The sequence below is a fragment of the Rhodococcus sp. 05-340-2 genome, from assembly GCF_002258915.1.
Taxonomy (GTDB): Bacteria; Actinomycetota; Actinomycetes; order Mycobacteriales; family Mycobacteriaceae; genus Rhodococcoides.
This window is the reverse complement of record NZ_NOYU01000036.1, coordinates 89,406-113,298: the sequence shown is the minus strand read 5'-3', so window position 1 is coordinate 113,298 and position 23,893 is coordinate 89,406. Positions and strand designations below refer to the sequence as shown.

24 protein-coding genes and 3 pseudogenes are annotated in these 23,893 nt (G+C 59.0%); 11 read left to right on the top strand and 16 right to left on the bottom strand.

The genetic code is table 11. The features are described 5' to 3' along the window. Positions 1–321: 321 nt before the first annotated feature. The 3 genes and pseudogenes from CH271_RS21990 to CH271_RS21985 form a co-directional block, all read right to left on the bottom strand. Positions 322–660 (bottom strand): annotated as a pseudogene (locus tag CH271_RS21990) (NADP-specific glutamate dehydrogenase); the annotation flags it as partial. A gap of 59 nt (positions 661–719) precedes the next feature. Further along, positions 720–1,031, bottom strand: a complete 312-nt coding sequence (locus CH271_RS29420) for a helix-turn-helix domain-containing protein (RefSeq protein WP_256986494.1) — start codon at positions 1,029–1,031, stop codon at positions 720–722. Then, complete coding sequence (locus CH271_RS21985; RefSeq protein ID WP_256986493.1) at positions 997–2,271, bottom strand: PucR family transcriptional regulator ligand-binding domain-containing protein; 1,275 nt, start codon at positions 2,269–2,271, stop codon at positions 997–999. Before CH271_RS21985 ends, CH271_RS29420 begins: the two co-directional genes overlap by 35 nt. Before the next feature lie 144 nt (positions 2,272–2,415). Here CH271_RS21985 and CH271_RS21980 point away from each other — a divergent pair, with 144 nt between their 5' ends. The 3 genes from CH271_RS21980 (at position 2,416) to CH271_RS21970 (ending at position 4,626) form a co-directional block, all read left to right on the top strand. After that, the gene (locus CH271_RS21980; protein WP_032368971.1) at positions 2,416–2,880 is read left to right on the top strand and encodes a nucleoside deaminase; all 465 of its coding nucleotides are present in this window, start codon (positions 2,416–2,418) and stop codon (positions 2,878–2,880) included. After that, positions 2,877–4,187: a cytosine permease gene (gene codB / locus CH271_RS21975; protein WP_094634816.1), complete on the top strand. Its 1,311-nt coding sequence runs from the start codon at positions 2,877–2,879 to the stop codon at positions 4,185–4,187. The genes CH271_RS21980 and codB overlap by 4 nt, the downstream gene beginning before the upstream one ends. A 61-nt stretch (positions 4,188–4,248) precedes the next feature. Continuing rightward, positions 4,249–4,626 carry a hypothetical protein gene (locus tag CH271_RS21970; RefSeq protein WP_094634815.1) on the top strand — a complete coding sequence of 126 codons (378 nt, stop codon included), beginning with the start codon at positions 4,249–4,251 and terminating at the stop codon, positions 4,624–4,626. A gap of 2 nt (positions 4,627–4,628) precedes the next feature. On the opposite strand, the gene CH271_RS21965 is transcribed toward CH271_RS21970, so the two are convergent. The 5 genes from CH271_RS21965 to CH271_RS28985 form a co-directional block, all read right to left on the bottom strand. Further along, the gene (locus tag CH271_RS21965) at positions 4,629–4,814 is read right to left on the bottom strand and encodes a hypothetical protein (protein WP_094634814.1); all 186 of its coding nucleotides are present in this window, start codon (positions 4,812–4,814) and stop codon (positions 4,629–4,631) included. A 543-nt stretch (positions 4,815–5,357) separates the two neighbouring features. Further along, positions 5,358–6,788 carry a hypothetical protein gene (locus CH271_RS28990; RefSeq protein WP_179274725.1) on the bottom strand — a complete coding sequence of 477 codons (1,431 nt, stop codon included), beginning with the start codon at positions 6,786–6,788 and terminating at the stop codon, positions 5,358–5,360. A gap of 54 nt (positions 6,789–6,842) precedes the next feature. Then, positions 6,843–7,739 (bottom strand): radical SAM protein, encoded by an 897-nt coding sequence (locus CH271_RS21955; RefSeq protein ID WP_094634812.1) that lies wholly within the window; start codon positions 7,737–7,739, stop codon positions 6,843–6,845. A 24-nt stretch (positions 7,740–7,763) separates the two neighbouring features. Then, a complete protein-coding gene (locus CH271_RS21950) occupies positions 7,764–8,756 on the bottom strand; it encodes a thiamine-phosphate kinase (RefSeq protein WP_179274726.1) in 993 nt (330 codons plus the stop codon). 688 nt (positions 8,757–9,444) lie between these two features. Beyond that, positions 9,445–9,897 carry a hypothetical protein gene (locus tag CH271_RS28985; protein ID WP_179274727.1) on the bottom strand — a complete coding sequence of 151 codons (453 nt, stop codon included), beginning with the start codon at positions 9,895–9,897 and terminating at the stop codon, positions 9,445–9,447. 195 nt (positions 9,898–10,092) lie between these two features. On the opposite strand from CH271_RS28985, the pseudogene CH271_RS28980 reads away from it, so the two are divergent. The 3 genes and pseudogenes from CH271_RS28980 to CH271_RS29635 all read left to right on the top strand — a co-directional run. Beyond that, positions 10,093–10,326 (top strand): annotated as a pseudogene (locus CH271_RS28980) (IS3 family transposase); the annotation flags it as partial. A gap of 17 nt (positions 10,327–10,343) precedes the next feature. Beyond that, the gene (locus CH271_RS29640; RefSeq protein ID WP_094634808.1) at positions 10,344–10,526 is read left to right on the top strand and encodes a hypothetical protein; all 183 of its coding nucleotides are present in this window, start codon (positions 10,344–10,346) and stop codon (positions 10,524–10,526) included. Between the two features lie 54 nt (positions 10,527–10,580). Then, positions 10,581–10,766 (top strand): annotated as a pseudogene (locus tag CH271_RS29635) (integrase core domain-containing protein); the annotation flags it as partial. Between the two features lie 345 nt (positions 10,767–11,111). Here the strand turns inward: CH271_RS29635 and CH271_RS21925 are convergent. The 4 genes from CH271_RS21925 to CH271_RS21910 are packed head-to-tail and all read right to left on the bottom strand — an operon-like array spanning position 11,112 to position 15,180. Further along, positions 11,112–11,930, bottom strand: a complete 819-nt coding sequence (locus CH271_RS21925; RefSeq protein WP_179274728.1) for a DNA adenine methylase — start codon at positions 11,928–11,930, stop codon at positions 11,112–11,114. Further along, positions 11,917–13,494, bottom strand: a complete 1,578-nt coding sequence (locus CH271_RS21920) for a non-canonical purine NTP pyrophosphatase (RefSeq protein WP_094634805.1) — start codon at positions 13,492–13,494, stop codon at positions 11,917–11,919. Before CH271_RS21920 ends, CH271_RS21925 begins: the two co-directional genes overlap by 14 nt. Further along, positions 13,487–14,443 carry a beta-ribofuranosylaminobenzene 5'-phosphate synthase family protein gene (locus CH271_RS21915; protein WP_094634804.1) on the bottom strand — a complete coding sequence of 319 codons (957 nt, stop codon included), beginning with the start codon at positions 14,441–14,443 and terminating at the stop codon, positions 13,487–13,489. The genes CH271_RS21920 and CH271_RS21915 overlap by 8 nt, the downstream gene beginning before the upstream one ends. Beyond that, positions 14,440–15,180, bottom strand: a complete 741-nt coding sequence (locus CH271_RS21910; RefSeq protein WP_143546095.1) for a hypothetical protein — start codon at positions 15,178–15,180, stop codon at positions 14,440–14,442. The genes CH271_RS21915 and CH271_RS21910 overlap by 4 nt, the downstream gene beginning before the upstream one ends. A 360-nt stretch (positions 15,181–15,540) precedes the next feature. On the opposite strand from CH271_RS21910, the gene CH271_RS21905 reads away from it, so the two are divergent. Together CH271_RS21905 and CH271_RS28975 are read left to right on the top strand one after the other, a co-directional pair. Further along, positions 15,541–16,314, top strand: coding sequence for an 8-oxoguanine DNA glycosylase OGG fold protein (locus CH271_RS21905; RefSeq protein ID WP_094634802.1), 774 nt, complete (start codon positions 15,541–15,543; stop codon positions 16,312–16,314). A 176-nt stretch (positions 16,315–16,490) separates the two neighbouring features. Continuing rightward, entirely contained in the window at positions 16,491–17,672 is a 1,182-nt protein-coding gene (locus CH271_RS28975; RefSeq protein WP_179274730.1) for a hypothetical protein, read from the top strand. Positions 17,673–17,849: 177 nt separating this feature from the next. Here CH271_RS28975 and CH271_RS21895 read toward each other — a convergent pair whose 3' ends face one another. Together CH271_RS21895 and CH271_RS21890 are read right to left on the bottom strand one after the other, a co-directional pair. Further along, positions 17,850–18,365 carry a hypothetical protein gene (locus CH271_RS21895; RefSeq protein ID WP_094634801.1) on the bottom strand — a complete coding sequence of 172 codons (516 nt, stop codon included), beginning with the start codon at positions 18,363–18,365 and terminating at the stop codon, positions 17,850–17,852. Between the two features lie 26 nt (positions 18,366–18,391). Next, positions 18,392–18,916: a hypothetical protein gene (locus CH271_RS21890; protein ID WP_094634800.1), complete on the bottom strand. Its 525-nt coding sequence runs from the start codon at positions 18,914–18,916 to the stop codon at positions 18,392–18,394. Between the two features lie 261 nt (positions 18,917–19,177). On the opposite strand from CH271_RS21890, the gene CH271_RS21885 reads away from it, so the two are divergent. Beyond that, positions 19,178–19,843, top strand: a complete 666-nt coding sequence (locus CH271_RS21885) for a hypothetical protein (RefSeq protein WP_094634923.1) — start codon at positions 19,178–19,180, stop codon at positions 19,841–19,843. Next, positions 19,843–20,490 carry a hypothetical protein gene (locus tag CH271_RS21880; RefSeq protein WP_094634799.1) on the top strand — a complete coding sequence of 216 codons (648 nt, stop codon included), beginning with the start codon at positions 19,843–19,845 and terminating at the stop codon, positions 20,488–20,490. The genes CH271_RS21885 and CH271_RS21880 overlap by 1 nt, the downstream gene beginning before the upstream one ends. Positions 20,491–20,556: 66 nt before the next feature. Here the strand turns inward: CH271_RS21880 and CH271_RS21875 are convergent, their stop codons facing one another. After that, on the bottom strand, positions 20,557–20,952 hold the full coding sequence (locus tag CH271_RS21875; protein WP_094634798.1) for a RidA family protein: 396 nt from the start codon (positions 20,950–20,952) through the stop codon (positions 20,557–20,559). A gap of 130 nt (positions 20,953–21,082) precedes the next feature. Beyond that, a complete protein-coding gene (locus tag CH271_RS21870; RefSeq protein WP_179274731.1) occupies positions 21,083–23,023 on the bottom strand; it encodes a flavin-containing monooxygenase in 1,941 nt (646 codons plus the stop codon). A gap of 183 nt (positions 23,024–23,206) precedes the next feature. Between CH271_RS21870 and CH271_RS21865 the strand changes: the two genes are divergently transcribed. After that, a complete protein-coding gene (locus CH271_RS21865) occupies positions 23,207–23,869 on the top strand; it encodes a nitroreductase family protein (RefSeq protein WP_032383742.1) in 663 nt (220 codons plus the stop codon). Positions 23,870–23,893: the final 24 nt, after the last annotated feature.

Genomic DNA, 23,893 nt, shown 5'->3' with positions numbered 1-23,893 from the left:
ACGTCGTTGCGCGATGTACGGACGCATAACTGCGCCCGCCGATTCGAGATGAATATTCGATGACCGCTGTTTCTCGATGAGCCGACGGACAGGCTTTACCGAGCGCGATCAGAACGGCCGGTGGTCGAAAGTGGTGGCGCTGAAATCGGGTCCAGGACGGAGTCGAGGGACCGAGGATCGAACGAGGTGACGAAAGCGCGAACGCTACCGCACCTCTGCTCCATCGGGGATCACAGCGACACACCTTCTTTCGGTTCGAGCTCGTGCAGCCGACTGTAGCCGAAAGAAGACAAAAGGCCAGTCGGTGATGAGGGCGGTGCTTCAGACGATGCCGAGAGCGATCATCGCGTCGGCGACTTTGATGAAACCGGCGATATTCGCGCCGTGGACGTAGTCGCCCGGCTTGCCGTACTCCTCGGCGGTCGCGATGGTTCGGTGATGGATTCCGTGCATGATCGCGGCGAGGCGTTCGTCGGTGTACTCGAAACTCCACGAGTCACGAGATGCGTTCTGCTGCATCTCGAGAGCGGAGGTAGCCACTCCCCCGGCATTGGCCGCCTTGCCAGGTGCGAACGCCACTGAGGCGTCGCGGAAGATCTGGACGGCGTCCGGTGTGGTCGGCATGTTGGCCCCGTCGGCCACCACCTTCACGCCGTGAGATGGGCACACAGGTTGGGGCCTCACAGGACTGGGTCCACGACGTTTCCGATCGAGTGGGGTCAGCTTCCGCAGCGCGATGTACGCGCGAATGCGGCCTGCGGGTCAACACCTGTCTGCATACGCCACGCCGTCAGAGCGAGTCCCAGACCGGCCAGGTGCGTCGGATCATCGAGCGAGGTGCCCAGGAGCGTGTCGAGTCGCGACAACCGGGCGTAGAGAGACTGTCGCCTGATGCCCAGTCCGATCGCGGTCTGGGCTTTACTACCGCCGTTCGCCACGAAGGCATCGAGGGTTCGCACGAGATCGGCAGAGTGCTCGGTGTCGAAAGCGATCACGTCACCGAGCTGTTCGGTGACGAACTCCGTGATCATGGCCGGTACGCACGCGCCCAGCAACCGTTGAACACCGACATCGCGCGCACAGAACACCGGTGCGAGTTCCGAAGCGCCGCGCGATCTGGACCACCTCACGCGCTCGGCCGATCGCATCGGAGATGTGAGACAACCCGAGAACCGCAGCCGACGCACCGATCGTGCGCAATGCTGAACCATGAGATCCGCCGCGGAGCAGAGCCTCGATCTCGTTGAACGCGGAGCGAACTCGCGCAGGCGACGGCTGCACCCAGCCCTGCGCGAGCACGACGACGTGGTTCGCAGCCACCCCGACCAAACACCGCCCGAGGACGGACTCGACCGCCTCTCGAACCGGAATCAACAGCTCGCGCGCCGGGGTTCGTTGATCGACGTCGACGGCGGCCACCAGAACATGGTGGCCTTCGGTGGGTGCCCAACCGGCTGCGCCGAGGCGCTCGACCAGGTCACCGTGTGAGGTCGACGTGCCTCCCACGAGATCGGTGATCACGGCCTGTGCACGGGACTGCCGGGGACCGAGGCCGGGATGTCGACCGAGTTCCAGAGCTACCGCCACGGCCGCGCAGTGACCGATGGCCGAGCGCCGTGCGGTGGTCCGTCCGGCCAGCACGAGCCGACCGAGCGAGCCCGCGGGTCCGCGCACATCGAGAAACGTTTTTTCATCGGCCGATCGCGGCGCAGCGGTAGCGTTGTGATCGACGACGCGGCCCTCCGCGTCGAGCAGATCGACGCCACAGCCGGCCAGGCGTGCGATCGCGTCGAGTAGGGCAATCATGCCCTGCCCCGCCACGACGAGGTCCATGAGCTGATGCCAGACCGGCTCTCCGGTGCGCTGCATTCCGAGCCGGCGCCTCATTACGAGGTCGTGGAAGTCCTCGACCATCCGCTCGAAGGGCACGATCGTGTGCAGCGTCAGGAATGCCACCCCTCGGCGACGCGCGGCCTCGACCAATTCCGGCGGTGCCACGAGAAATGAGCGCCCGACTTCCATTGCGAGAGCCGCACATCCCGCGTCGGCCAGTTGGTCGACGTAGGCGGTCAGCTGCTGGGCCGATCGTCCCTGGAGGCCGAGTCCGGTGGTCAACAACAGTTCTCCGCCCGACAGCAAGCCGCCCATCTCGTAGACCTCGGACGAATGCACCCAGCGGACGACCACGGTGTCGGGTGAGCCCGTGAGTACCTCGACAGCAGCCGCTTCGAAAGACGGCAGCGCCAGAACGTTTCGCAGAGTCGGCAGCATTCGTTCATGCTCCGCCGACGGGACACAGTGCTCCAGATCGACTATTGCTCGAGTGACACGTTGTCCCTTGGCAATCTGTGCGAGGCCTGGTCGACTGATGGCACGCATCACCCTCACCGTTCGTAGACGCTTCAGGAGGACCCCTTGACCGATCCCGCGCACACCGACGAGTACTTCCTCGGACTTGCAATCGAACAGGCACAGATCGGCTGGGAGGAGGGCGGCGTTCCCATCGGCGCGGCACTCGTGCACGACGGCGAAGTACTGGCGGTGGGACGGAACCGACGCGTGCAGATGGACAGCGCAATTCGTCATGGCGAAACCGACTGCATCGAGCGAGCGGGGCGACTACCGGCTTCGGTGTACCGCAAATCCGTTCTCTACACCACCCTGTCCCCGTGCTTCATGTGCGCGGGAACCGCATTGCTGTACGAGATTCCGCGAATCGTCATCGGCGAGAACCGCTCGTTCGAGATGTCGGAGAGTCTGTTGCGCGAGCATGGAGTACAGCTCGACGTCGTCGACGACCCCGCCTGTCTGCAGCTCATGGAACGCATGTTGGCGGAGCGCCCAGGCCTGTGGCTCGAAGACATCGGCGAGGAGGCATGAGCAACCGAGCCGATCACGAGTCCACCGCACAGAAGGCCGACGAACCGGTCGACCTGGACTACCCCGTCACGCCCGTGCCCCGCACTGCCCGCAAGCCGTTCTTCTCGTTGGCCATTGTGCTGCTGGGCTTTACCATCTTCACGCCGACAATGCTGGCCGGTGCTGCGCTCGGCACGGCGTTCAGTTTCTGGACCCTCATCCTGGTGATCGTCGCCGGCTCGGCGATTCTGGGCGCGTACGTGGCCATGATGGGATTTGCCGGTGCACGTACAGGTTTGACGACCGTGCTCATGGCGCGTTACAGCTTCGGCACCCGCGGATCCAAGCTCGCGTCGTTGCTCCTCGGTGGTACGCAGATTGGTTGGTATGGCGTCATCATCGGCACCATCGGTGAGCTCACCTCGCAGGCATTGGGCTGGGAATCCTATGCCGCGCGGGCGGCGGTCATGATCGGTGCGAGCATCCTCATGTGCATCACCGCCTGCTACGGATACCGCGGGATGTACTGGGTCTCGGTCGTGTCGACGCCATTGATTATTGCCTTGGCGTGTTGGGTGGTCTCCCGCTCTCTCGACGAGGTCGGTGGGTTCTCCGGTCTGACGTCGATCGCACCCACGACGACCATGACGGTCACGCTCGCCATCACGACGGTCGTCGGCACTTTCGTCTCCGCGGGGACACAGGCACCCAATTGGACTCGATTCGCACGATCCGGGTCGCAAGCGGCGTGGGCGTGCATCATCGGGTTCCTTCTCGGCAACGGAATGATGATTCTGTTCGGAGCGATCGGAGCAATCACCTTCGGTGAGGGCGATTTCGTTCTGGTTCTCTACAACCTGGGACTCGTCGGCTGGGGCTTGATCCTGCTGTTCGGCAACCTGTGGAAGAGCAACGCCGACACCGCATATGCCTTCGGCGTCGCCGGCGCAGAAATGTTTCGGCATCCCCGCAAGGCACCGTTCATCATCGGCGGCTGCGTCATCGGGACCCTGCTCGCGCTCGTCGGTGTGCACAACCATCTGGTCGACTACCTGAGCCTGCTCGGCACCTTCATTCCCCCGCTGGGCGGTGTTCTCATCGGTGACTTCCTGTGCCGCTGGCGTCGGGGCATCCCCGAGGGGCACACTCCCCCGCTGGTGCACTGGCGTCATCTCGCGGTGTACGCCTTTGCCGCATTCCTCGCATGGTTGTCCGGGGAACTCGAATTCGGAATACCACCCCTGATCGGCATCGTGGTTGCCATCGCACTGACGGTGGTTCTGCATCGACGCGCCGCTGCGTCAGCAAGTGGCTCCCTGGCCGCTTAGGGTTGTCGATACGACTGTCAACCCCGACGCCAGTGTTGGGCGAAAGAGGTGGCCGAAGCCGATGATCATCACCGGGCTGTTCTTCGCGGAGTACGCGCGAGTCAGCGAAGACATGCTCGACATTCTCGGCGGTGTCTGGGACACCTGCACCGTCCCTCGCGACACCCGCATGCTCGAATGCCGTCTGGTCGCGTTACTACAGACAGGACCGGACGACATAGGCATGGACTTTCCCGCGACGCTCGAAGTGCTCGACGCAACGGGCGAACACATCGTGAATCAGCGGGGCCTGCAGATCCCCGGTGCCGGCTTCACAGGCGAGAATCGATTCTGGTTCCTGCCGATGCAGATGGTCTTCCGCAACGAAGGACGACACAACTTCATCCTCAGCGCCGGTGGGGCCACCGCGAGCGTGGGGCTTCACATCGCCTTCGGCTGACGTCAGTTGTTGATCGTCTCCCGGGCGGCACCGCGGTCCACCACTCGACGTGCGGTTCGGGCCACAGCCTCGTCGATCAGGAATCCCTTGCTGTCCACAGCCACACCCGAAGTGGCGCGTTCCAAGTCGGCCAACAGTTGCTCTGCCTCGAGAACTTCCGACTCCGACGGCACGAAAACCGTTCGCACAGGCCCGAGTTGAGCCGGATGGATACACGCACGCCCGACAAAACCAAGGCCGGCGAGCGTTCAGGTATCGGCCTCGAAGGCCTCGGCGTCTCGGGGGTTTCGAGGCACAGCGGCCGGTGGCGGGTCAATTCTGGCCGCGACGCTGGCTGCCACCCCTGTGCGCGAGCGAGCGACAATACAACCGCGTAACATGGGCGCTCTTAAGGGCAGCGAACACTCCACCGGCTGTTTCAATGAGAGACGAGATCACGGCACCGCCGTGAACGCTTACTCCCAACATCGACGCGCTCCGATTCGTAGAAGCCTCAGGTCCCCGGATCACCACCAACTCCATCAGTCAAGGACAACGGCTTATCAGTACTGCGTGCCATCGAGGCTGTACCGCCGCGAAGCACGGTCGTGCTGCTCTTCGTTGACCTCGCGCATACAGGGCGGCATAGTGGAGCTGCCTTTATGCGTGGGCCAACAGGCCTCACTGGTTGAGCAACCACCCGAACCGTACGTCTGGCCCAAGATGCAATCTGCCAACTTCTGTCAGAAAGGCTACGATCCCAACACACCGAACAGACCGAATACAACGGTGAGAGCCAACACAGCACCCGATAGCCACATGCTCGCCTGAGCAATCTTTAAGGCTCGACTTGCCGTATGGCTTTCAGCCGTAACAGCCGACCGCAGCTGCACGCTTTTTGTCGCGTCATCAATTCGCTCGCCGATAAAGTCAAGAATATTCTCGATACCAAGCTCCGAGCGTAACCGCAACATAAATAGACGAGTGAAACCATGGTCTACAAGACGGGCCGGATCAAGCGACTCACTCAGACTGGCGGCGCTTTTCCCGGCTGCTACGACCCCGTCCAGAGCTACCGCGGGATCAATATTTGTTACGTCACGGATCACCTCATTCTTCTGCAAATACTGAAGCAAAGAGTGACACTGCACCAACCGTGACATGTAGAACTCGATGGACAGAAGTATATCGAGCCGGTATTCATTCAGCGAGTTATTTGTGTTCCAAAAATTCTCGTTTGCAATGAGCGAAGCCTTGCGATCAGTTAGAAATACTTCGTCACTGCGATAGCCAATGTTCTTTTTCTTCAGATTTTCCAGATATTCAGGGCGGTACAACTCGTACCAATCTGCAGTGTTGAGCATTCCTGCGATCTCGGGTCGATCAAGCACTGCGGCAGCCGCCACCCTGCTTGGAGTAGTTAACTCAACACCGCCTCCCCCCGCGCGATACAGATCCCCCAGCACAAGCAGTTTGTGCACTCGAGCCTTACGTTTAAATTCATCGCCAGTCAAGCCCGCGACGTCTACGATTACGTCGTCGCCTAGCACCTTTGAGATCTCAGAAATTCGGTCGACGCTAAGCCAAGTTTCCATCTGCCGTTTAGCGTCTAGCCATGAAATTGATTCTAGCCGATTGAGAGTGGTAATTATCGAGTCGACACTCATTCCACGACTTTCACGATCGGGTTGCTCGATCAAGTATTCGACCGTGTAGACAGGAACAAGTTCTCGGTACAGGTGAAATGTCGTGGAACGAAGCAGGCAGCAGGATAGACTTTTATCGCCCTCTGTCGACAAGACACTGCCGCTCGCTACCTGACGACCGTTCAACCAGAATGGAGCGGGTTCGAGAACGTAGGGCGCATCTTCCATCAGAAAACTATCATTCCAAATGGCTTTGCCTTTTTTTCGTATTGCCTCTTCCATCCAGGAACGCATGTCGCTTGAGTACGTGCGACTATTGCCACCAGCCCCAACCAGCCCAGATGCCGCGGCGAGCCGAGACTCATGGTCCGTACGAATTTTCATAAGCGCAGGCCATGGATCACCCGCTTTCACAATCGCAGCGATATCAACCGTAAATATGAAATAGACGCCCAGACGGGGCACTGAGCACTCCAAATTTGCGACCGCAGCATCGCCCTCTACAGAATCTGCCATCGCTCCGTTTTCAGCGGTCACTCGCTGTACCCACTCTCTTCCCGGTGAATGGCATCGGCACCCCCACTAGATGACTCACATTGAACCATAGCGAGCGCGTTGGCGTGCGGTATCGAATGGCAAACGACAAACTGCATCAGCCAAATGCTCTTTGGTCAGATCACCCGCGACAGGGTAGTAAATCCCCTCCAAAGCGCCGAGCGTTCCGTAGAGCTGACCATCTGAACGGATCATCGCGTAGGCTCCACGCTTTGCATCCGCCGTTACGACTTTAATCAGCGCACCGAACCGTTCTACCAGCTGGCGGCTTATGGACAAGAAGCACGAATCATCTACGGAAAACTCATTCCAGCTAGCAGTCGCTTGACCAATTTGCGCTAACTCCTGGATACCCCACTCCGACAGGTGTGGCCGCCCAAGCAGAAACCTCTCCCCTAGCTCCATAAACTCACGCACATTCGACGAAGTTACAACAGACCTCACACGGTACTCAATCTCGTTTTCTTCCAGCCAATCCATCGCCTTAACGACGTTCGAAAAGTTACCAACTTTCTTTCGAATCTGGTCATGCGTTTCACTCAATCCATCCAGCGAGAGGGCAATTGAGTTTGACAATTTTGCCGCCGCCTGGACCTCATCGGTCCAAATCTGAGCATTCGTTTGCACCTCGACATAAAGGCCGCGTTCACGAGCGATCGAACAAAGCTTTGAGATGTCACGACGAAGCGATGGATCCCCACCCGCAAAAACGAGGTCACGCGCCCCCCCGTCAGCGATTAAATTGACCAGCCGGACCGCAGATTCCCCACGCAGAGGAGTGCTATTTGTCCGGTAGCAAAAACCGCAGCCGAGATTGCATTGAGACCAACATTCCCAATGAACCCTAAATATTCCAGCCCGTGCGAATGCGCCGAAGCAGAGACTCGACTCTTCTTTCTGGCATGCAGCGCAGTGCTTTACCACTTCGCTCATGATCTCGCCTTACAGATCACAATGCTAGACTTCCTCTTGTTTACGACCAGAATCAAGGAGGCTAAAGTACCTTCCCTCGTCTTCCATGCGTGTGGCGAAATGCTCGTTGATAATGGGCGCTAAAGGAATCACTCCGTTGGAAATAGTTTTGGCAAATATTCCTTCGCTCTCTTGAATCACTCCTACAATAGCTAGATCGACATCAAGTCCGCGGAGCTGTCCGGTGAGTAGATCTAAACTTGACTCACGAATCGCAAACAGCATTCCCCAATCGCCAACGCCGAAAGCAAAATCCAAAGGGGACCCACCGGATCTTTGAATTGCGGCCTGGGCAAACGCATGCATCGGAAGACTTACTTCATCAATGAGCGCTCCATGTTCTCCGCTCAAGACTGAAACCGCGTCGTACAGACCATCACTTAAGTCAATTGCTGATACCACCATCCCGCTTTCGATCATGATCAGCGACTCCCGCAATCGAGCCGTGGGTCTCGACACGTAAGCGAGCAAATCGTCGTTCTCGCCGGTCGAATCGTCATGGGATAGTCGTGTGTATGCAGCCTGGTAACCGCCGAGCTTTCCAGCGAGGACGAGGTAATCACCGGGCCCACCCCCAGTTCTTCCAAAAGTAAGATCCCGTTTGGCAATTCCGAACGCAGATCCCACGACTTCCTGACTTGGCCCCTCCTTTGTATCACCTCCGACTAAGGCCATTCCGTGAGCTGCGCAAGCGTCCACGCACCCCGCTATGATCTGGGTTGCCGCCGATACCTCAAAAGTTCTTGGAAGTATTAACGACAACATCATGGCTTTTGGCCGTCCGCCAACCGCAAGGATGTCGCTAGCGCACGCAGCGGTAGCGAGCCAACCCCACAATGTGTAATCCGCCCAACCACGTCTTGTAGCCACGGGCTGAGCCGCTCGGTCAATCTTCGTTACAAGTACCTCGTCTCCCTCTGAGCCGAGTTCTATGACAGAAGCATCGTGACCGAAGCCATTGAGGAAGAAATCTGCCACCGGAAGCGTAGGAAGGATTCCGCGGAGAAATTCCTTCTCGCCGATGTCCTGGAGCCGCAGTGGTCCTTCGACCCTCACTGCATCACCCCTCGACTTACATCTGACCATTGCTGGATCGGTCCTATGGAACTAGTCATGTCATCCACCGCACATGGTTAGCGTAGACGTAGACACGTCGGAACGGCCCAAGGTTCAGTTGTTCGCTACCTCTCGCCGCCAAGTCCGGCCCTGCGGATTGGACGATTTCCGCCTCAGATGGCAGTGGGGTTGCCGGGGTGTCGTTCCCCGCGCTGACTGTAGTGAACCTTGACGATTCACGAACGATGACCGGCCCGCGCTGCTCAGGGACCGGGACATGCGCTGGTTTGCCGCGGAGAACGAACCCATCGCGCTGATGTCCCACTTGCTCAGGTGCGGCCCCAAATAGATCCGCCTATCCCCCTTGCCGGACTATGTGTGGCCAAACTTCCTGGAACAGTCCCCACAACCGCGATCCGAGCGCACTGCGATCGGCATCGCATCTAAGTCCGTCATCCAGGCCGGTACGGACTTAGGTGAAGACAGGTCGAGCCACAGCTCGTCCGGACTGCTGCGGTGCAGTGACGGTACACAAGGCTGTCGAAAACAACCAGTCCGATTTTCGGACTTCAGATCGCCATCTTGGAAGACACCGGACAGTTGCGTCGCGTCAGCACAACCGTGCGACACGCTCCTCAACGGAGCTGGTACCGGGTTTGGTCAGCTCCTCGACGATCAAGCAACGATCATTGGTTGAGGTTCGCCCCGGATGGTGGACACCGACATAGCGGGACCGAGGGTTCCGCTGGAAGGATGTCCTCATATCCCGCAAACGTAGGTCGTTCACGACCGAGTACAAGGTCGAGGCGGCCCGTAGGGTGTGATCGATTCCGGCCGCACCATCGCTGAGGTCGCCCGCGAACTGGGCATCAACTAAGCCCTCCTCGGCCGCTGGGTCGTCGATGAACGCCGCCGGATCGAGGCCGCCACAACATCGGGTGACCAGCCGCTCGCGGCCGCCGAACGCACCGAGCTGGCATGGTTGCGCCGGCAGGTCTCCGAGCAGGAGAAAGACATCGCGTTCTTGAAAAAAGCGTCCGCGTACTTCGCGCCAATCAACCAAAGCTTAGCTGTACACTTGTTGGCCGCGGAGTACGCGAATTCCGCTGTTCACAGGATGGCACGCCTACTCGAGGTGTCGGCCGCCGGTTTATACAAGCACCATGGACCCAGCATGACAACAGCATTGGATCAGCGCCGGCAACGACGGGCTGGTCCGGAGATCAAGATCCTCGCGATCCACTAGCAGTCGAAAGGCGTCTACGGAGCACCGCGCATCACCGCCGGACTGTACGACCAGGGCCATGTGATCACCGAGAAGACCGTCGCCAAGATCATGCGCTCACTCGGTGTCGTCGGCATCCGCCCACACACGTTCAAGGTCCGCAACACCGTCGTCGATCCGTTCGCCTCGTTCCCGACGACCTGGTCCAGCGCCGAGTCGATCTGGGCCGCCTCGACGCGGTGTGGACCTCGGACATCACATACCTGAACTGGGGCGAGGGCGATATGAACCTGTGCGCCATCAAAGACGAGCACTCGAAGAATGTCCTCGGGTGGGCGGTCGCCGAACACATGCGCACCGAGCTCGGTCTCGGAGCTCTGGACATGGCGGTCGCCGAACGTGGCGGCGAGTTTGCGGGCACATCATGCACTCGGACACAAGAACTCCATACGCCGCTGCGAACATGAAGCAGGCATGCGAACGCTACGGCGTGCGCCGTTCAATGAGGCGAGACCGGCAATTGCTGGGACAACGCCGGAGCCGAGAGCTTGTGGTCAACTTTCAAGCACGAGTACTACTACCGACACACGTTCGCGCACAGGACTGAATTGGTTGCCGCAGTTGACAACTGGACAGACTTCTACAACACTCGCCGTAGGCTTTACACAATCGGAATGCTCAGACCCCACAATACGAAGAGTCACTGAACGCGCCCAATGGCCGTGTACCCATTGTCCACTTTTCGGCGGAACTCAGGCTTCATCATCCTAGAGTACGACCGGACCCACGGCACGATGTAGCTCTTCGCAGTACATCGCCATTCTGTTGAACAACCGTCGAGCTTCTTCAGTTGGAGCCCTCAAGCGGAGTCGTCTTCTTAAGTACTGCCCTCCGCGAACACCCTCGTCACGACGTTCGATCTTGAACCAAGATGCGGCAGCGATAACGTCGGCGACATTCCGCGGGAAACGCCCTTGGCGTGAGAACATCCACCACCGTGAGAATGAGTTCTCTATCTGATTTGCCGACCTGCGCCGGGGAAGTTTCTCAATTTATGCGTCGCACCAATGATTAGTAATCAGAATATCGGATGTAGGTCTGTTATTTGCGAGAAAATCAAAGGCCGCTGACGCCCTAATGTTACGAACTTTGAAATCGCGGTACAAGGTCCGTGCAGTTTCGTTGTCGCGCAAGGTCACGAATACTGCCACCTCCAAGTCCGTAAGTCGTTCGACCTCAGACTTAAGCGCGATGTGCTCTCGAACCCCGAAAGGGGATGTGGTGTACCGTGTGAACATCTCGGTCTTTGATGCGAGGTACGGCGGATCGAAAAAGACAATATCCCCCGGCCGCGCAAACCTAACCGATTTGGTGTAGTCGCCGTCTACAAGCTCAACACCTTTCAGTTGCCGAGACGCGGAGATCCATTGCTGCATATCAGCTCCACGAAACTCGCGATTACCATATGGAACATTAAAGAAGCCATTCATGTTAACGCGCCAGATTCCGTTGAAGCAGGTTCGATTCAACACATAGAAGAGCGCAGATCGATAAATCCCTTTTGCGCTTTCGTTAAATTCCATGCGAGCACGGTTGTAACTCTGAGTGGAGTCTACTCGAGGGATCTTGGAGATCTCATCATGGAGACGATACGGCGAGCTCCTCAGGTGTCGATAAAACCTGATCAGGTCCGAGTTCAAATCACCCAGCGTTGCCGATTCGGGATTTAACGCCGAGAAGACGGATCCAGCGCCAAGAAAGGGCTCGAAATAGTGGGAGCATTCAGACCTAAATCCCATCATGTTAGCTAACTCATACGCTACGGTTCGCTTACCTCCGGCCCACCGTAAAACTGGATCACGCCGGAGCACGATTCAACCCGTCCACCGCACCAAGAAATGCGAGACCTTGGGGTGTGATCTGATATCGAATATTGCTCCCGATGCTCTCTTGCCTTGTAGCAAGTTCCGGATATCTTTTTAGAATTTTATTTGCATTGTTGTACCGCACGAATTTGGACACATCGAACGAATGCTCAAGCTCCTGCGTTGTCAAAGGTCTACCAGAGCTCCGTAATACCGCCAAACATCTGTATAATTGACTTTTCTCGGGGTCGAGCCTTGAGCTTACTTTGGATACTCCCTTGGTCGGTCCCGTAGCCCCACCTAAAGCAGTAGAAATTTGAGCAAAGAATGAGTCTTCGTCGCCAACATTCAGAATTCTCTTATCTGATAGATCAGACGCAACTCGAAGCAACCCAAGACGGTGCTGCGCTTCGTCGTGAAGTTGAAATTCAGTGTAAGAGTTTATTACTCGTCTAGAGTTTCGTCGGATGTATCGCTCGAAACGAATACGGGACGGAGCCTCAATAGAAACTACACTTAATTTGTGATGCCTTGAGCGTATATATTCAAGCTCTTCTATTGCCCTAAATCCGGTTATTACTACCGGACCGTCAATGGAGGATTCTAAGTAGGTGTCAGAAATATATCTCGCAACCACATCAGGACCCTCGGTCGAAAGTAGGTCATGCGAGAACGAAGAGATATCTTCCATTGTGCGACCTTTTCTTTCCTGCATCAGTCGAACAATATCGGATGCATCAATAAAGTCTGCCTCAAAATGATGCTGGGCGTAATGGCCGAAGGTCGTTTTTCCGGCGCAGGTTGGGCCCACGACCACGGTCACCGATGCGCCAAAGTCAAACAGCCCCTGCTGCTCTTCTGGGACGCGCGCCTTCCGGACGTACATTGCCGTCGAGGCATTGAGTGCAATTGAATATTCTTCCATACGGTCGACCAATTTAGCCAGGCTCTTTGCCCTGAAGTCGAACGGCAAGGACTCTTCGTAATCCATCTCACTCAGAGTTTTAGTAGCACCATCCGGAATGAACCAGCGGTTAAAGTTGTCGCCCGTCAGCCATGAATAAATCTCACGTGTGTCACCCACGAACGGCCTACCCGCAATTAGGCCGGACGTTTCACCATAAAAATATTCGATACGATTTATTGTCGGTATGTAGAGCGCTATGCATGACTTGACTGTGACAGATCTAGAGCCAAACTTTTTGAGTTCAGCATCAAGTTGTTCAAAGTTTGTACGCTCGAACCATTCCTTTGTTTCGAGACCGGGGGTGTCCTTGGATCCACTCAGGGCATCGATCCTTACAGTGGTATCTTCAATGAAAAAGTACGATCCATTTGCGCCACCTCTCCTTTCGATTTGCTTAATTCCACCTTCTAAAAGTTCCTCTTTCGATCCTGAGTAGCTCTCATCATATTCTTCACTGTCACGGCTGCGGTAGGTGAGACGTAAACCGCACGATTCAAGCAACATTTTTGCTTGCGCATACTTTGATCGACTCGAAGTGAAAAATACCAAAACGGGACGCTTTTCAGCGCTTCCGAATATGGCCCGCCTCTCTGGCCTAGCCATTGATTACCCATCCCCTGTTGTCAGCACTGACGATCTCGAAACCTGGGATCTTCGCGCGTAATTCCAAATCCTTTAACAGTGCCAAGTCGTCGACAATCGTGTACACAAGCGGTCCGATGCTTGACATTCCGACGCACAAATTGTGCTTCTTCAACTGAGAAATTAGCTCTTTCACAGAATTTGATTGGCGAGAAATTTCGTATTGCTTGAATCCTGCCGACGTCATCTTCTCATGACCCAACAAGAAATCGGCAAAGTTCTTTTCGATTATCGCCGGTACTACTTCATGGTGGCAAGCAGAAATTTGCAGTAGCGTAGTTTCTTCCGATACGCGGGGACGATTTCTGAATAACTCAACTTCAGCCTTTCCGCTATATCTAGTGCCCGGCACTGAAAACAAGCAAACTTTCCACTCGTCAGGAAAGTCAATCCGATTCGTCTGCGTGCTGTAGGAAGCGGAGGTAGATACCGAAGTAGGAACGACTGGATTTCGGCCAGACTGACCTGCGTCTACAACCAGTCCACCGGAAAAAAACCCGTGGATTCCGACCCCACTTGTCCTGCCTCGAGCGCTCGCAAGCTTGAGTTCATGCTGCGACTTGCCGAGGCTCAGCAACTCGTTTGCACCAGCTAGTGCTGACAAGATAACACTTGTCTTCGAGCCAAATCCTGAATGGCTTGGAGGTGAGCTCTGTATTGATATCGAGAGCGAAGGACAGCCATTGCCTCCCTGGAGACGCTCGACTGCGAGGTTCAGTTCTTCATTAATGGCAGCAGGCGCATTGGTCTCCATTCCCACCTCAGCCAAGGACACTGTGACGACGGTTCGGGGTTCTGAAATCATTAATCCAGCACCGCCGAACGTTCTAGAGGTTGTTCCCGATACGTCAAACAATCCGAAATGTAGGCGCGACGGGGCACTTACGGAAATCGAATCAATGCGGCTCATGGCGCTGTGTACGATCTCGAAAATGATTCCCAAACATTCTCGAAGTTCTGCATTACTTGAGCAAAGATCGGACCGTCGGAATTTACTCGTACGGTCATTGTATTCGCGCTTTGGGACCCGACCAGATACGGCCCCCAGAAGAGCTCTTCATCGATTCTGAATACGTTCACTGTCGGCAAACAGGTGTATACTTTCAATTCAAGTTGGGAGTTGTTCGAGTACAACTGATCGAACTTACGAATGAATTCTTTAATATCGTTCTCCGTCTGCGAAGGCGACCGCCCTTCCTCCTCGTCTTTTTTTCCGGGAATCGGGCTATCAGGGTCGAGGAGCAGTATCCTCACTCGGGCTCGATGACTTAACTCAGCGAGCTTGTCCATGTAGTCCCGGCCAAAATCACGTAACCCAAAACCCATAATATCGACGTTACTCTTTACAGACGAGAGCCTGGAATCATACTCAGAACGAATTTGCGCTGCTCTTGCTGTATAAACACGATCCACGCCAGCTTTTTCAAGGTTGCGTGCACGATCGCGTTGCTCTTCTCCCGCCGCAACATAGATGAACGTTACGAAACCAACGACTGCGGTCGCGATCAACGACGTCCCGATGGATACCCAAATCGGGCCGCCGAGCAGGGTCAAGGTGATGCCGCCGATCATCAGCACCAGATGAACTAAGAAGTAGACCGTTGACCCGGGACGGCCGACCTTCTTGATTAACCGCTTCACACCCACTCGATACCTCCAAGTCTCGTCCGTGAGCATAACGGTATGTCCAGTACGATCGAGGGAAGCTGCGCCTGGAGGAATCGTGAAGTCTCTGCCCGCGCATCGTCACATCCGACGGTCGGAAGCTTAGACGCTCGAATCACCGGCGCTTCCACTCTCCGCATCATTGAAGAGGCGCTCAGCTTGGGCCCGAGCTGACATGGTTCGTTTCAGTCCGGCTTGCGTGCCACTGGTGAGTTCCTCGCAATCGCGAGTCGTCGGGGTCTGCACTCGACATGCTCTGCGGGGGGCAAGGTAGATCTGCTGTGCGGGACGATCTCGCGAACGCGTCGGGGGTCTGTCGGTACCCGATGCTTCGATGGCGGTATGTCACGACTCGACGAGGGGTTCCCGCCTCCCACGGCCTGTGTGCAGTGGTGTCAGCACCGCAGCTACGACCTGCATGTGCTCGACGACGGTGTGGAGGTGGACCTGGATTGGTGGAACGGCCACCTCGACCGAGCCGGTCATGATCTTCGGCTCCGCGGCCGCAACCTCGACGGCGAAATTGTCGAGTACGGCGGAGCCACCGTGCAGCGCAACGACTTGCGAATCGGCACCGATCTGGCTACCGGCGAACATGATTCGCTCGGACTGCTGTTTCTCTGCGCGGCCTGGCAGGGCAGCCACAAACACCGCAGATCCAAGCGTCGTTTTCCCGACGTCATGAACCCGCACCTCAGCCGTCCCGACGAGAACCCGGTCGCCAAGACTCTCGCTGTGCTCGCGAGCTGCGTCCGCGACCGCGCAGTGCCCGACCATCCGAACTCGACCTGGTCCGGCTGGCCCGATGCGCCCGGCGTCGGAATGTCCCTGATGGCCACGTTCCTGTGGGCCGTCAAGGCGTCGGTCTACGGCGGTCCGGCTCAGCTGATCGACCAATACGGAGTCTCGACCCTCATCCACGAAGGGTGGCTCGAAGACCCGTCCGTCACCGGCTTCACTCGTCGCCGCTACGACCGCTACGTCGAACTCATCACCGCATGGGCCACCGACATCGGCGCCAGCCCCGAGCTCGTCGAAATGTGGCTCGTACAGCGCTGGAGCGCCCGACTCAACGAAGCACGACACGGTCGCTACACCGCACCCACATTGTTCTGAACGGCCGTGCCCGGATCGATGACCCTCGACCGGGGCAATCTTTTTCCCAACTTAGGTGCGCGAGTCTCTCAGCGCAGTGAGACGACCTCAGTCGTCGGCTACGTGAAGAGAGGCCGACACACGGCTCGTCAGACAAAACCGTTTTCGGCGGGTGCGGCCTATGGCACTGTGCAGGGGTGGATGCTCCCGACAAGCCAGCCCATACCCAGCAGGTGGTGCTGGCCATGGATCACGGTCAGTTCTATCTCCGTGGCGGCGAGGCCGATCCGAGTGAAATGACGCTCCTGGAGCGGGCAATGGCCGTTCGACCCAGTGCCGGTGACGGTTCGACGGTAGTGGTGCTCAGTCCGCACCAGAACAACTTCGAGATGCCCATCGACATCGAAGTGTTCGGTACCCGCCCGCACAGCGACGAGAGCAGCTGGCAGCAGGTCTGCGAGGAACGGATCGAAATCGGGCCTGGTGGCATTTTGCAGATCGACTCGACTCCGATGAGTTCCGTCGAGTGTTCCGTCCCGCCCGGCCGTTACGTGGTGCAGATCGCTGGTCGAAATTTCGTGAACTACGGCTGGCCGGGCACTACGACGCCCGGTGACGAGTGGCGCGTCCGCTTGTGGCCGGACGACGGCGTGGAACCACGCCCCGCCGTTCGCTGGAACATGCCCGGTTACGGAGTCCCTGCTGACACCGAGCCTCCCCCGGAACCCGAACCGGACGACGACCGTCCCGCATTCATCTGGCAATTCGCCAGTGACGCTGAGCCCGGTCGGTTGATCGAGCGCAGCGAACTCGACGCCCGCGCCGCAGAACGCCACGCAGCCGAGTGGGGTGGTGACCCGATCCCGCAGGTCTCGACCTACAACGGTGGCCAGGGCCTGGTTCGGCTCGACAGGGATCTGATCGTCGACATTCTCGAAGCATCGGAGACTACCGCGCGCTCCATTGCCGTGTGGTGCGCCGAAGCAGCCACCGACCACGCTCGTCTGTCTACCGCATCGTGGGTGAGTCCCGCTCTTGCCGCACTTCGCGAAGGCCGCGCGATGCCCGCGCCGTTCGACGAGATATCCAATATCGGTCTGGCGTTCGCCCAGCTGGATTCGACCGACCAGGAAGGCGGCGACGAAATCGTCTCCAGCTCTGCCAGTTTCGTCGGACGAAGCTCTCTGTCGACAACGCCGGGGAACCCCTACGACTATCCGATAAGCCCGCGGCACATGGCGATACCGGCGCTCTACAGTGCACAGGACCCTGATCCCTACCGCGCCGCGGTGGAGACCTTGCACCACGCATCAGCCACATATTCCGTCAACGTGGCTGACCTACATGCCCGACTGAAGGAAGAGTTCTTCGGGCACTGAGACTCCGGCACACGCCGACGACGCATTCTTGATGGATTCAACAACGCCGAAACTACTCGAAAGCACAACTGGCGGCGGCCTCACCAACATCACGTTGCGCACCAGACAGGGCCAATTCGGTTGCCTCACAGCTGATTCAGACAGCGCACTTCTGCACCAGCTGAGCGTCGATACGAATCACGGAACGAACAGCACACCCAACCCGGGAATCAGGGCGTTCGACGCATCGGGATTCTCGCGGTCGTGGGTGACCGTCACGACCACGGGACCTGCACCCGTCTGAGCGGTCACCTCCACGGGCAAGCGGTATGCCTGCGAGCCACCCTGATTGGCAGGTTGAGTCCGATCGATCTCATCGTTCCAGTGCCGCAAGCCGGCGGAGCCCACTTCACCGGTAGACAGGTTGCGCCAGTTGACCGTCAGGTGCCGGTACGCGAACTGGTAGTAGTACGGCCGGATGTCGGCAGCAGCGAAGCGCACCTCACCCGGCCTCTCACCTACTGTCGCCTCGATCGGAATCGTCTGAACGAGTCCGCCTGGAACCCCAGCCGGACCGAACTCCGGCCCGGTGACAACAGGAACCAGAAGCTCGGACGTCGTGGGGGCCGCCGTTGCCGTACCAGCGCCGACACCTAGAACCAGTGGCACGGAGAGCGCCAGCGCAACTACTCCGCGTCGTAAAGATGTTCGCATTGTTTGCCTTTCAATACGCGTTCGGATCAGGGGACGTAGATCAAGCCTTTGCCCGGGATCAGCGTGTCTGCGTAGGGCTCGCCGTCGTAGTAATCGCGGTAGTGGGTCACGGTGATCTCGACCCAGCCACTTCCGGTGGGCAGAGCTACTTCGCGCGGGTACTGCTCACTGTGTAGCGGCGGCAGGTCGTTTGGCGGGCCCGGGTTGGGGTTGTCCTGCCAATGCCGCAGTCCCGCGCTTCCACGGAAGCCAATGTCCCAGTTTCGCCAGTTCACACCGAGACTTCGGTACGGATACTGGTCTGCATACGGCGCGATATTCGCCGCGGACAACAGCAGAACACCCGGTTCGGTACCGACCGTGGCCTTCATCGGAATGGTCTGGAACAGCCCACCGGGCACTGCGCCCGGTGCGATCTGAAAATCGGTGACCACCGGAATCTGGAGCAGCGTGGTCTGCGGCGCTGCCACGGCCGTTCCCGCGCCGAGACCCAGAATCAGGGGAATCGTCAGTGCGATCGATACGACCCCTCGCCGCAATGACTTTCGCATACAGCACGCCTTTCGATCATGTCGCACAATCGGATACCGGATCGCTCGTGACATCGAACCAAGAACCTCAGTTGAACCTGAAACATCAAGTGGTTCTTGAGTCTTTACCCGACCCACCCTCGCAGCAAATGCGACAAAAGGACCACTCGTATACCGATTCGTGACGGGGTCGTGACACGAAAGACGTTAACAGACCACTTGGCCCGTTCGATTCATTGATCAGAGGTGACGCACTCCGCAGCCACCGGTGAGGACGAACCAATGAGTCGAACCCGCAGATTCGTGGCCACCTGCGCAGTGATTGCAGCGACCGCATTCGCAGTCACCGCCTGCGGCTCCGAGGAACAGGTGAGCACCGACGCAGCGCCCGTCACCAGCGCGGCGGCTCCGTCGGCCAACGCGTACTCCGACTCCGACGGTGGCAGCGGCTCAGGCGGATTCGGGCAGGCTCCCGACGTGGTCACCCCTGTACAAGCAATACCCACCGCCGCCAGCCCGCCAGCCGTAGCGCCCGCGCCCAACCGTGACGACGTCAACGTCGATGCACGTGACTTCGAGCAGGCCGGCAGCCAATACTTCTTCCAGTCCCCCAGCGGGAATGTGTTCTGCGGATTCAACTCCACCAATGCGCCCGGGACGATCGTGGGCTGCCAGGTCCGCTACTCGGTGCCGGGCAACACCGGCCGCGAGTGCCTCAACACCGATAACAACACCTACGGGGCGAAGATCAACCAGGACGGCACCGTCGAACAGATCTGCACAAACCAGGGGATCTTCGTCGGCGGACCTGAACGCCCTCGAGTCTTGGAATACGGCCAGATCATCGGCGTCACCGGCACCTTCTGCCGCTCCGACGAAGCCGGCATCACCTGCTACGACGGCGACAGAGGCTTCATGATCTCCCGCGACGTCAATATCGCATTCTGATGAGGGAGTTCTGGAAACTCACGCTGACCGCAGTGCTCACCACAGCTGCACTGACGGCGTGCAGCAGTCAGGAAACACCTGTTGCTGATCCGGCCCCATCCACCGACGTGGGCGTGCAGATGCCGGCACCTCCGCAGGTGACCGTTGCTGCGCCGACCGACTCCACCGGTGGCGACGCGGAAGGTGTGGCAGAAGCACCACAGGCGACCGAATCGAACCCGACCGCCTCCGACCCCGCGAACAACACCGCACCTATCACCCCCGTCGACCCGGCTCGATACAGCGCGTACGGCAATCAGGTGGGCTGGAAGTCGCCGTCGGGCAACATCTATTGCAAGATCGGCGACAGTGAATTCTCGTCCGGTTGCCAGGCAGCAGATGCTCCGATACCCGACGGCGCGAACTGCGTCACCCCGTCGTTCACCATCGACCAACTCGGCAAGGGCTTCTACATGACCCCGGGGAAGGTGACGCCGACCTGCTTCAACCAAGGCGAATTCGGGGTCGAGAACGCACAACCGTTGGACTACAACACATCCATCACCTTCAATCGGTTCACGTGTTTCTCCCGCGTCGAAGCGATGATCTGCGACGCGGGCGGTGGACACGGATTCGTGCTCTCGATGCAGCAGGCGACATCCAACTGATCAGCGAGCCTCGTCCAGACGGGGCTCCACGACGAGGTCGCGGCCCGCCGCGTCCCAGTAGTCGATCTACCCGACCGCGGTGCCCTCGAGTTCGACCAGCAAACTGGGAATCGCGAGCCGGGTCACCCCGAGCAGGGTGCTGGTCGGCTTGACGCCCGCCGCACCCAATCGCGCTGCCAAGTCGCCGTAGTGCGGCAGCAACGCGTCGACATCGGTGGTGTAGACGTTGAGCCGGACGAGGTTCGCCAAGGACATATTCGCTTCGGCGAGAACGGCTTCCATGTTGTCGAGGCACAGGGACAACTGCGCGCCCATGTCATCGGGGTGCTGAGGTGAGCCGTCATCGCCCGTCGACGTCTGGCCGGAGAGGTAGAGCGTCCGAGCCTGCCCCGAGACGACCTCCCCCTGGTTGAATCCCATGTCCACCGACCATCGCACCGGGTTGACTGCCGTTCGTTCCATCGCCGCGCGCTCCATTCGATCGTTCGGGGTGAGTGTGCACCGCCGAGCCTTGCACGGAATTCGGACATCGTCGGCGTTATAGGCCCATACGGTCTCGCCTACCAACGGCGTTCAGGCGACATCCACCTGATCAGCGGGCCTCGTCCAGCCGAGCCTCGGTAACGAAGTCGTCGAGATCGGCCCGTCGCGTCATCTCCCAGTAGTCGACGATGCGCCACGGCAACGTCGAGACCACGCGTCCGGCGTCGTTGCGGTACCAGTTGTCCATGCCGCCGTGCGACCAGATCATCTTCGCGTGCGCCTCATCGTGTTTGCGGACGTATTCAGCCTCGACGTCGGCCTTGCACTCGATGGCTCCAATTCGCTTGTCCACCATGTCGTTCAGCACATCGATGATGTAACGCACCTGGCATTCGGCGATGGTGATGTAGCTACCCCCATGGCCCAATACCGTTCCTGGACCGCAGGTGATGAAGAAGTTCGGGAAGTCGGGAACGGTGATGCCGAGGTACGCGTGCGCATCTTCCGGGCCCCAGATATCGCGGATGGACTCTCCGGATCGTCCGCGCACGTCGATCGGCGTCAGCAGCTTGTGCGTCTCGAAGCCCGTCGCGAGGATCACTACATCGACCTCGGTCTCCGAACCATCCTGCGCAACAACCGAGTTCGCGGTGATGGACGAGACTGCGTCGGCGATGAGGGTGACGTTGTCGCGCTTGAGCGCGGCGTACCAGCCGTTGTCGAGAAGCATGCGCTTACCGAAGGGCGGGTAATCGGGAAGCGACTTCTCGATCAGATCCGGCCTGCCCTCGAGCTCGGCTTCGATGTAGCGAGTGAATACCCGTCGATGGGCGTCGTTCATCGGGTTGATCGAGCGCTGCGGATGCTCCCACTCGGGATCGACCTGCAGCGAACTGTGCACGCGGTCGTTGAAGTTCCAGGCCAGCCTGGTTCGGTACCAAAGCCGATACAGCGGAACGACATCCATCAGGTAATTGGTATCGTCGCCCATCTCGGTGAAGTACACGTCGCTCGACGAGACCCACTGCGGTGAACGCTGAAAGACCGTCGCATGCCCCACCGTCGACGCGATGGCCGGCAGCACCTGCATGGCGCTGGCCCCGGTTCCGACGATAGCGACGCGCTTGCCGGTCAGATCCAGATCCGACGGCCAGTTCGCCGTGTGGAAGATCGGTCCGTCGAACGACTCGAGCCCGGGAATGTGAGGCACCTTCGGCCGATTTAGCTGACCGGTCGCGGTGATCACCACATCGGCGGTCAACGTCTCGCCGTCGACCGTCGTGACGGTCCAGCCCTGCCTCTGCGCGTCGTACTCGGCGGTCGCCACCTCGGTGTCGAAGCGAATGCGTTGCCGCAGATCGTGTTCGGACGCGACATCGCTGAGGTACTGCCACACCTCGTCGCGCTTGCCGAAGTGGGTGCTCCAGGCCCGGGGCGCGAAGGAGTAGGAGTACAGGTGACTGGGGGTGTCGACGCCCGCCCCGGGGTATGTGTTCTCGAACCAGCCGCCGCCCACGTCGGAGTTCTTCTCGAGCACCGTGTGTTTGATGCCCGCCTCGTGCAGCTTGATGGAAGCGAGCATGCCGGAGACGCCGGCGCCGATCACGATTACCGACAGATCGTTCGGTGCGGCCACCGGGGTGTCCGACGTGGTGAAACCCATGTCCTCGGCGACCATGACACCGAACTCGGGAGGAACCTGCTCACCGACGGCCACGCTGATCATCTCGACGAGGTGCTCGGAATCGGGCGAGGGCACCGCCATCGGCGCGCCGTCGTGGAACGCGCAGATCGCATCGAGCGCCGTGGAACGGATGCGGTCGGCAACGGCGTCGTCGAATCCGCCCGTGTCGTTGTTGTCCATGCCCCGACTACGCGTAGGGCGATACGGATCGGCCAGCCACATGGAATCCCCGGTCAACTGATAGAGCACCGCCACCAGCGTGGGCAGGTTGGCCACGGTCAGAGCCCGCGAGAGCCGGCCCCGATCTACCAAGTCCCGATTAACCCCACCCACGGTTTCCGCTGCCGTTGTTGCGTCTGTGGACACCGGTACCTCCTGCTGTGAGCTGCTCCATCCGACTCCGACAGCTCAACTAACCACGGTTAGGCAATTTTGCGCAAGGGATTCACAATCTCCAGATTCAAAGCATCTCAACCCTTGACAATGTGGCCCACGCCACACGATGCTTCATGGCACTACCTAACAGCGGACAGGCGAAGGGAAACACCCATGGAACTCACCGAGGCGATGCGCACCACCGGCACCTGCAGGCGGTACCTCAGCGATCCCGTTCCCGACGAGGTGTTCAAGGCCGCGTTCGACGTCGCCCGCTTCGGCCCGCAGGGCGGCAACCGTCAGCCCGTGCGGTGGATAGTCGTACGCGACGCCGCCCGCAAGCAAGCCCTCGCCGATCTCTACCTCCCGATGTGGGACGCCTACTTCGCCGGCATCACCGGCGGAACCGTCGCCGTCGGCGCATTGCCGAAGACCGTGCAGGACGCCGACTACTTCGCCCGCCACCTCGCCGAGGTACCCGCCATCGTGGTGGTCTGCGCCGCACTGGACGGACTGCACCCCACCGACCACGAACTCGGCCGACTCTCCGTCGTCGGCGGCGCGTCCATCTACCCGACCGTCCAGAACCTCTGCCTCAGTCTGCGCGATCAGGGCGTCGCGACCGCGGTGACGACGTTGCTGTGCCACGAGGAACCCGCCATTCGCGAACTGCTCGGCATCCCGGACGACTACATCACCGCCGCGCACATCGCCGTCGGCTATCCGGAGAAGTCGTTCCCGCGCAAGCTCACCCGTGATCCGGTGGAGCAGATCGTTGCGGCAGAGACGTTCTCGCAGCCGATGTTCGACTCCGCTGCGCTCTCGCCTGCACTTTAAAACCACGCATCTGAAGGAGTCCGC

Coding starts and splice junctions, on each gene's coding strand:
- CH271_RS29420 (WP_256986494.1), bottom strand. CDS start 1,031: ATGATCACGGAGTTCGTCACCGAACAGCTCGGTGACGTGATCGCTTTC.
- CH271_RS21985 (WP_256986493.1), bottom strand. CDS start 2,271: ATGCTGCCGACTCTGCGAAACGTTCTGGCGCTGCCGTCTTTCGAAGCG.
- codB (WP_094634816.1), top strand. CDS start 2,877: ATGAGCAACCGAGCCGATCACGAGTCCACCGCACAGAAGGCCGACGAA.
- CH271_RS21970 (WP_094634815.1), top strand. CDS start 4,249: ATGATCATCACCGGGCTGTTCTTCGCGGAGTACGCGCGAGTCAGCGAA.
- CH271_RS21955 (WP_094634812.1), bottom strand. CDS start 7,739: ATGAGCGAAGTGGTAAAGCACTGCGCTGCATGCCAGAAAGAAGAGTCG.
- CH271_RS29640 (WP_094634808.1), top strand. CDS start 10,344: ATGAACCTGTGCGCCATCAAAGACGAGCACTCGAAGAATGTCCTCGGG.
- CH271_RS21920 (WP_094634805.1), bottom strand. CDS start 13,494: ATGGCTAGGCCAGAGAGGCGGGCCATATTCGGAAGCGCTGAAAAGCGT.
- CH271_RS21915 (WP_094634804.1), bottom strand. CDS start 14,443: ATGAGCCGCATTGATTCGATTTCCGTAAGTGCCCCGTCGCGCCTACAT.
- CH271_RS21905 (WP_094634802.1), top strand. CDS start 15,541: ATGTCACGACTCGACGAGGGGTTCCCGCCTCCCACGGCCTGTGTGCAG.
- CH271_RS21895 (WP_094634801.1), bottom strand. CDS start 18,365: ATGCGAACATCTTTACGACGCGGAGTAGTTGCGCTGGCGCTCTCCGTG.
- CH271_RS21890 (WP_094634800.1), bottom strand. CDS start 18,916: ATGCGAAAGTCATTGCGGCGAGGGGTCGTATCGATCGCACTGACGATT.
- CH271_RS21885 (WP_094634923.1), top strand. CDS start 19,178: ATGAGTCGAACCCGCAGATTCGTGGCCACCTGCGCAGTGATTGCAGCG.
- CH271_RS21880 (WP_094634799.1), top strand. CDS start 19,843: ATGAGGGAGTTCTGGAAACTCACGCTGACCGCAGTGCTCACCACAGCT.
- CH271_RS21875 (WP_094634798.1), bottom strand. CDS start 20,952: ATGGAACGAACGGCAGTCAACCCGGTGCGATGGTCGGTGGACATGGGA.
- CH271_RS21865 (WP_032383742.1), top strand. CDS start 23,207: ATGGAACTCACCGAGGCGATGCGCACCACCGGCACCTGCAGGCGGTAC.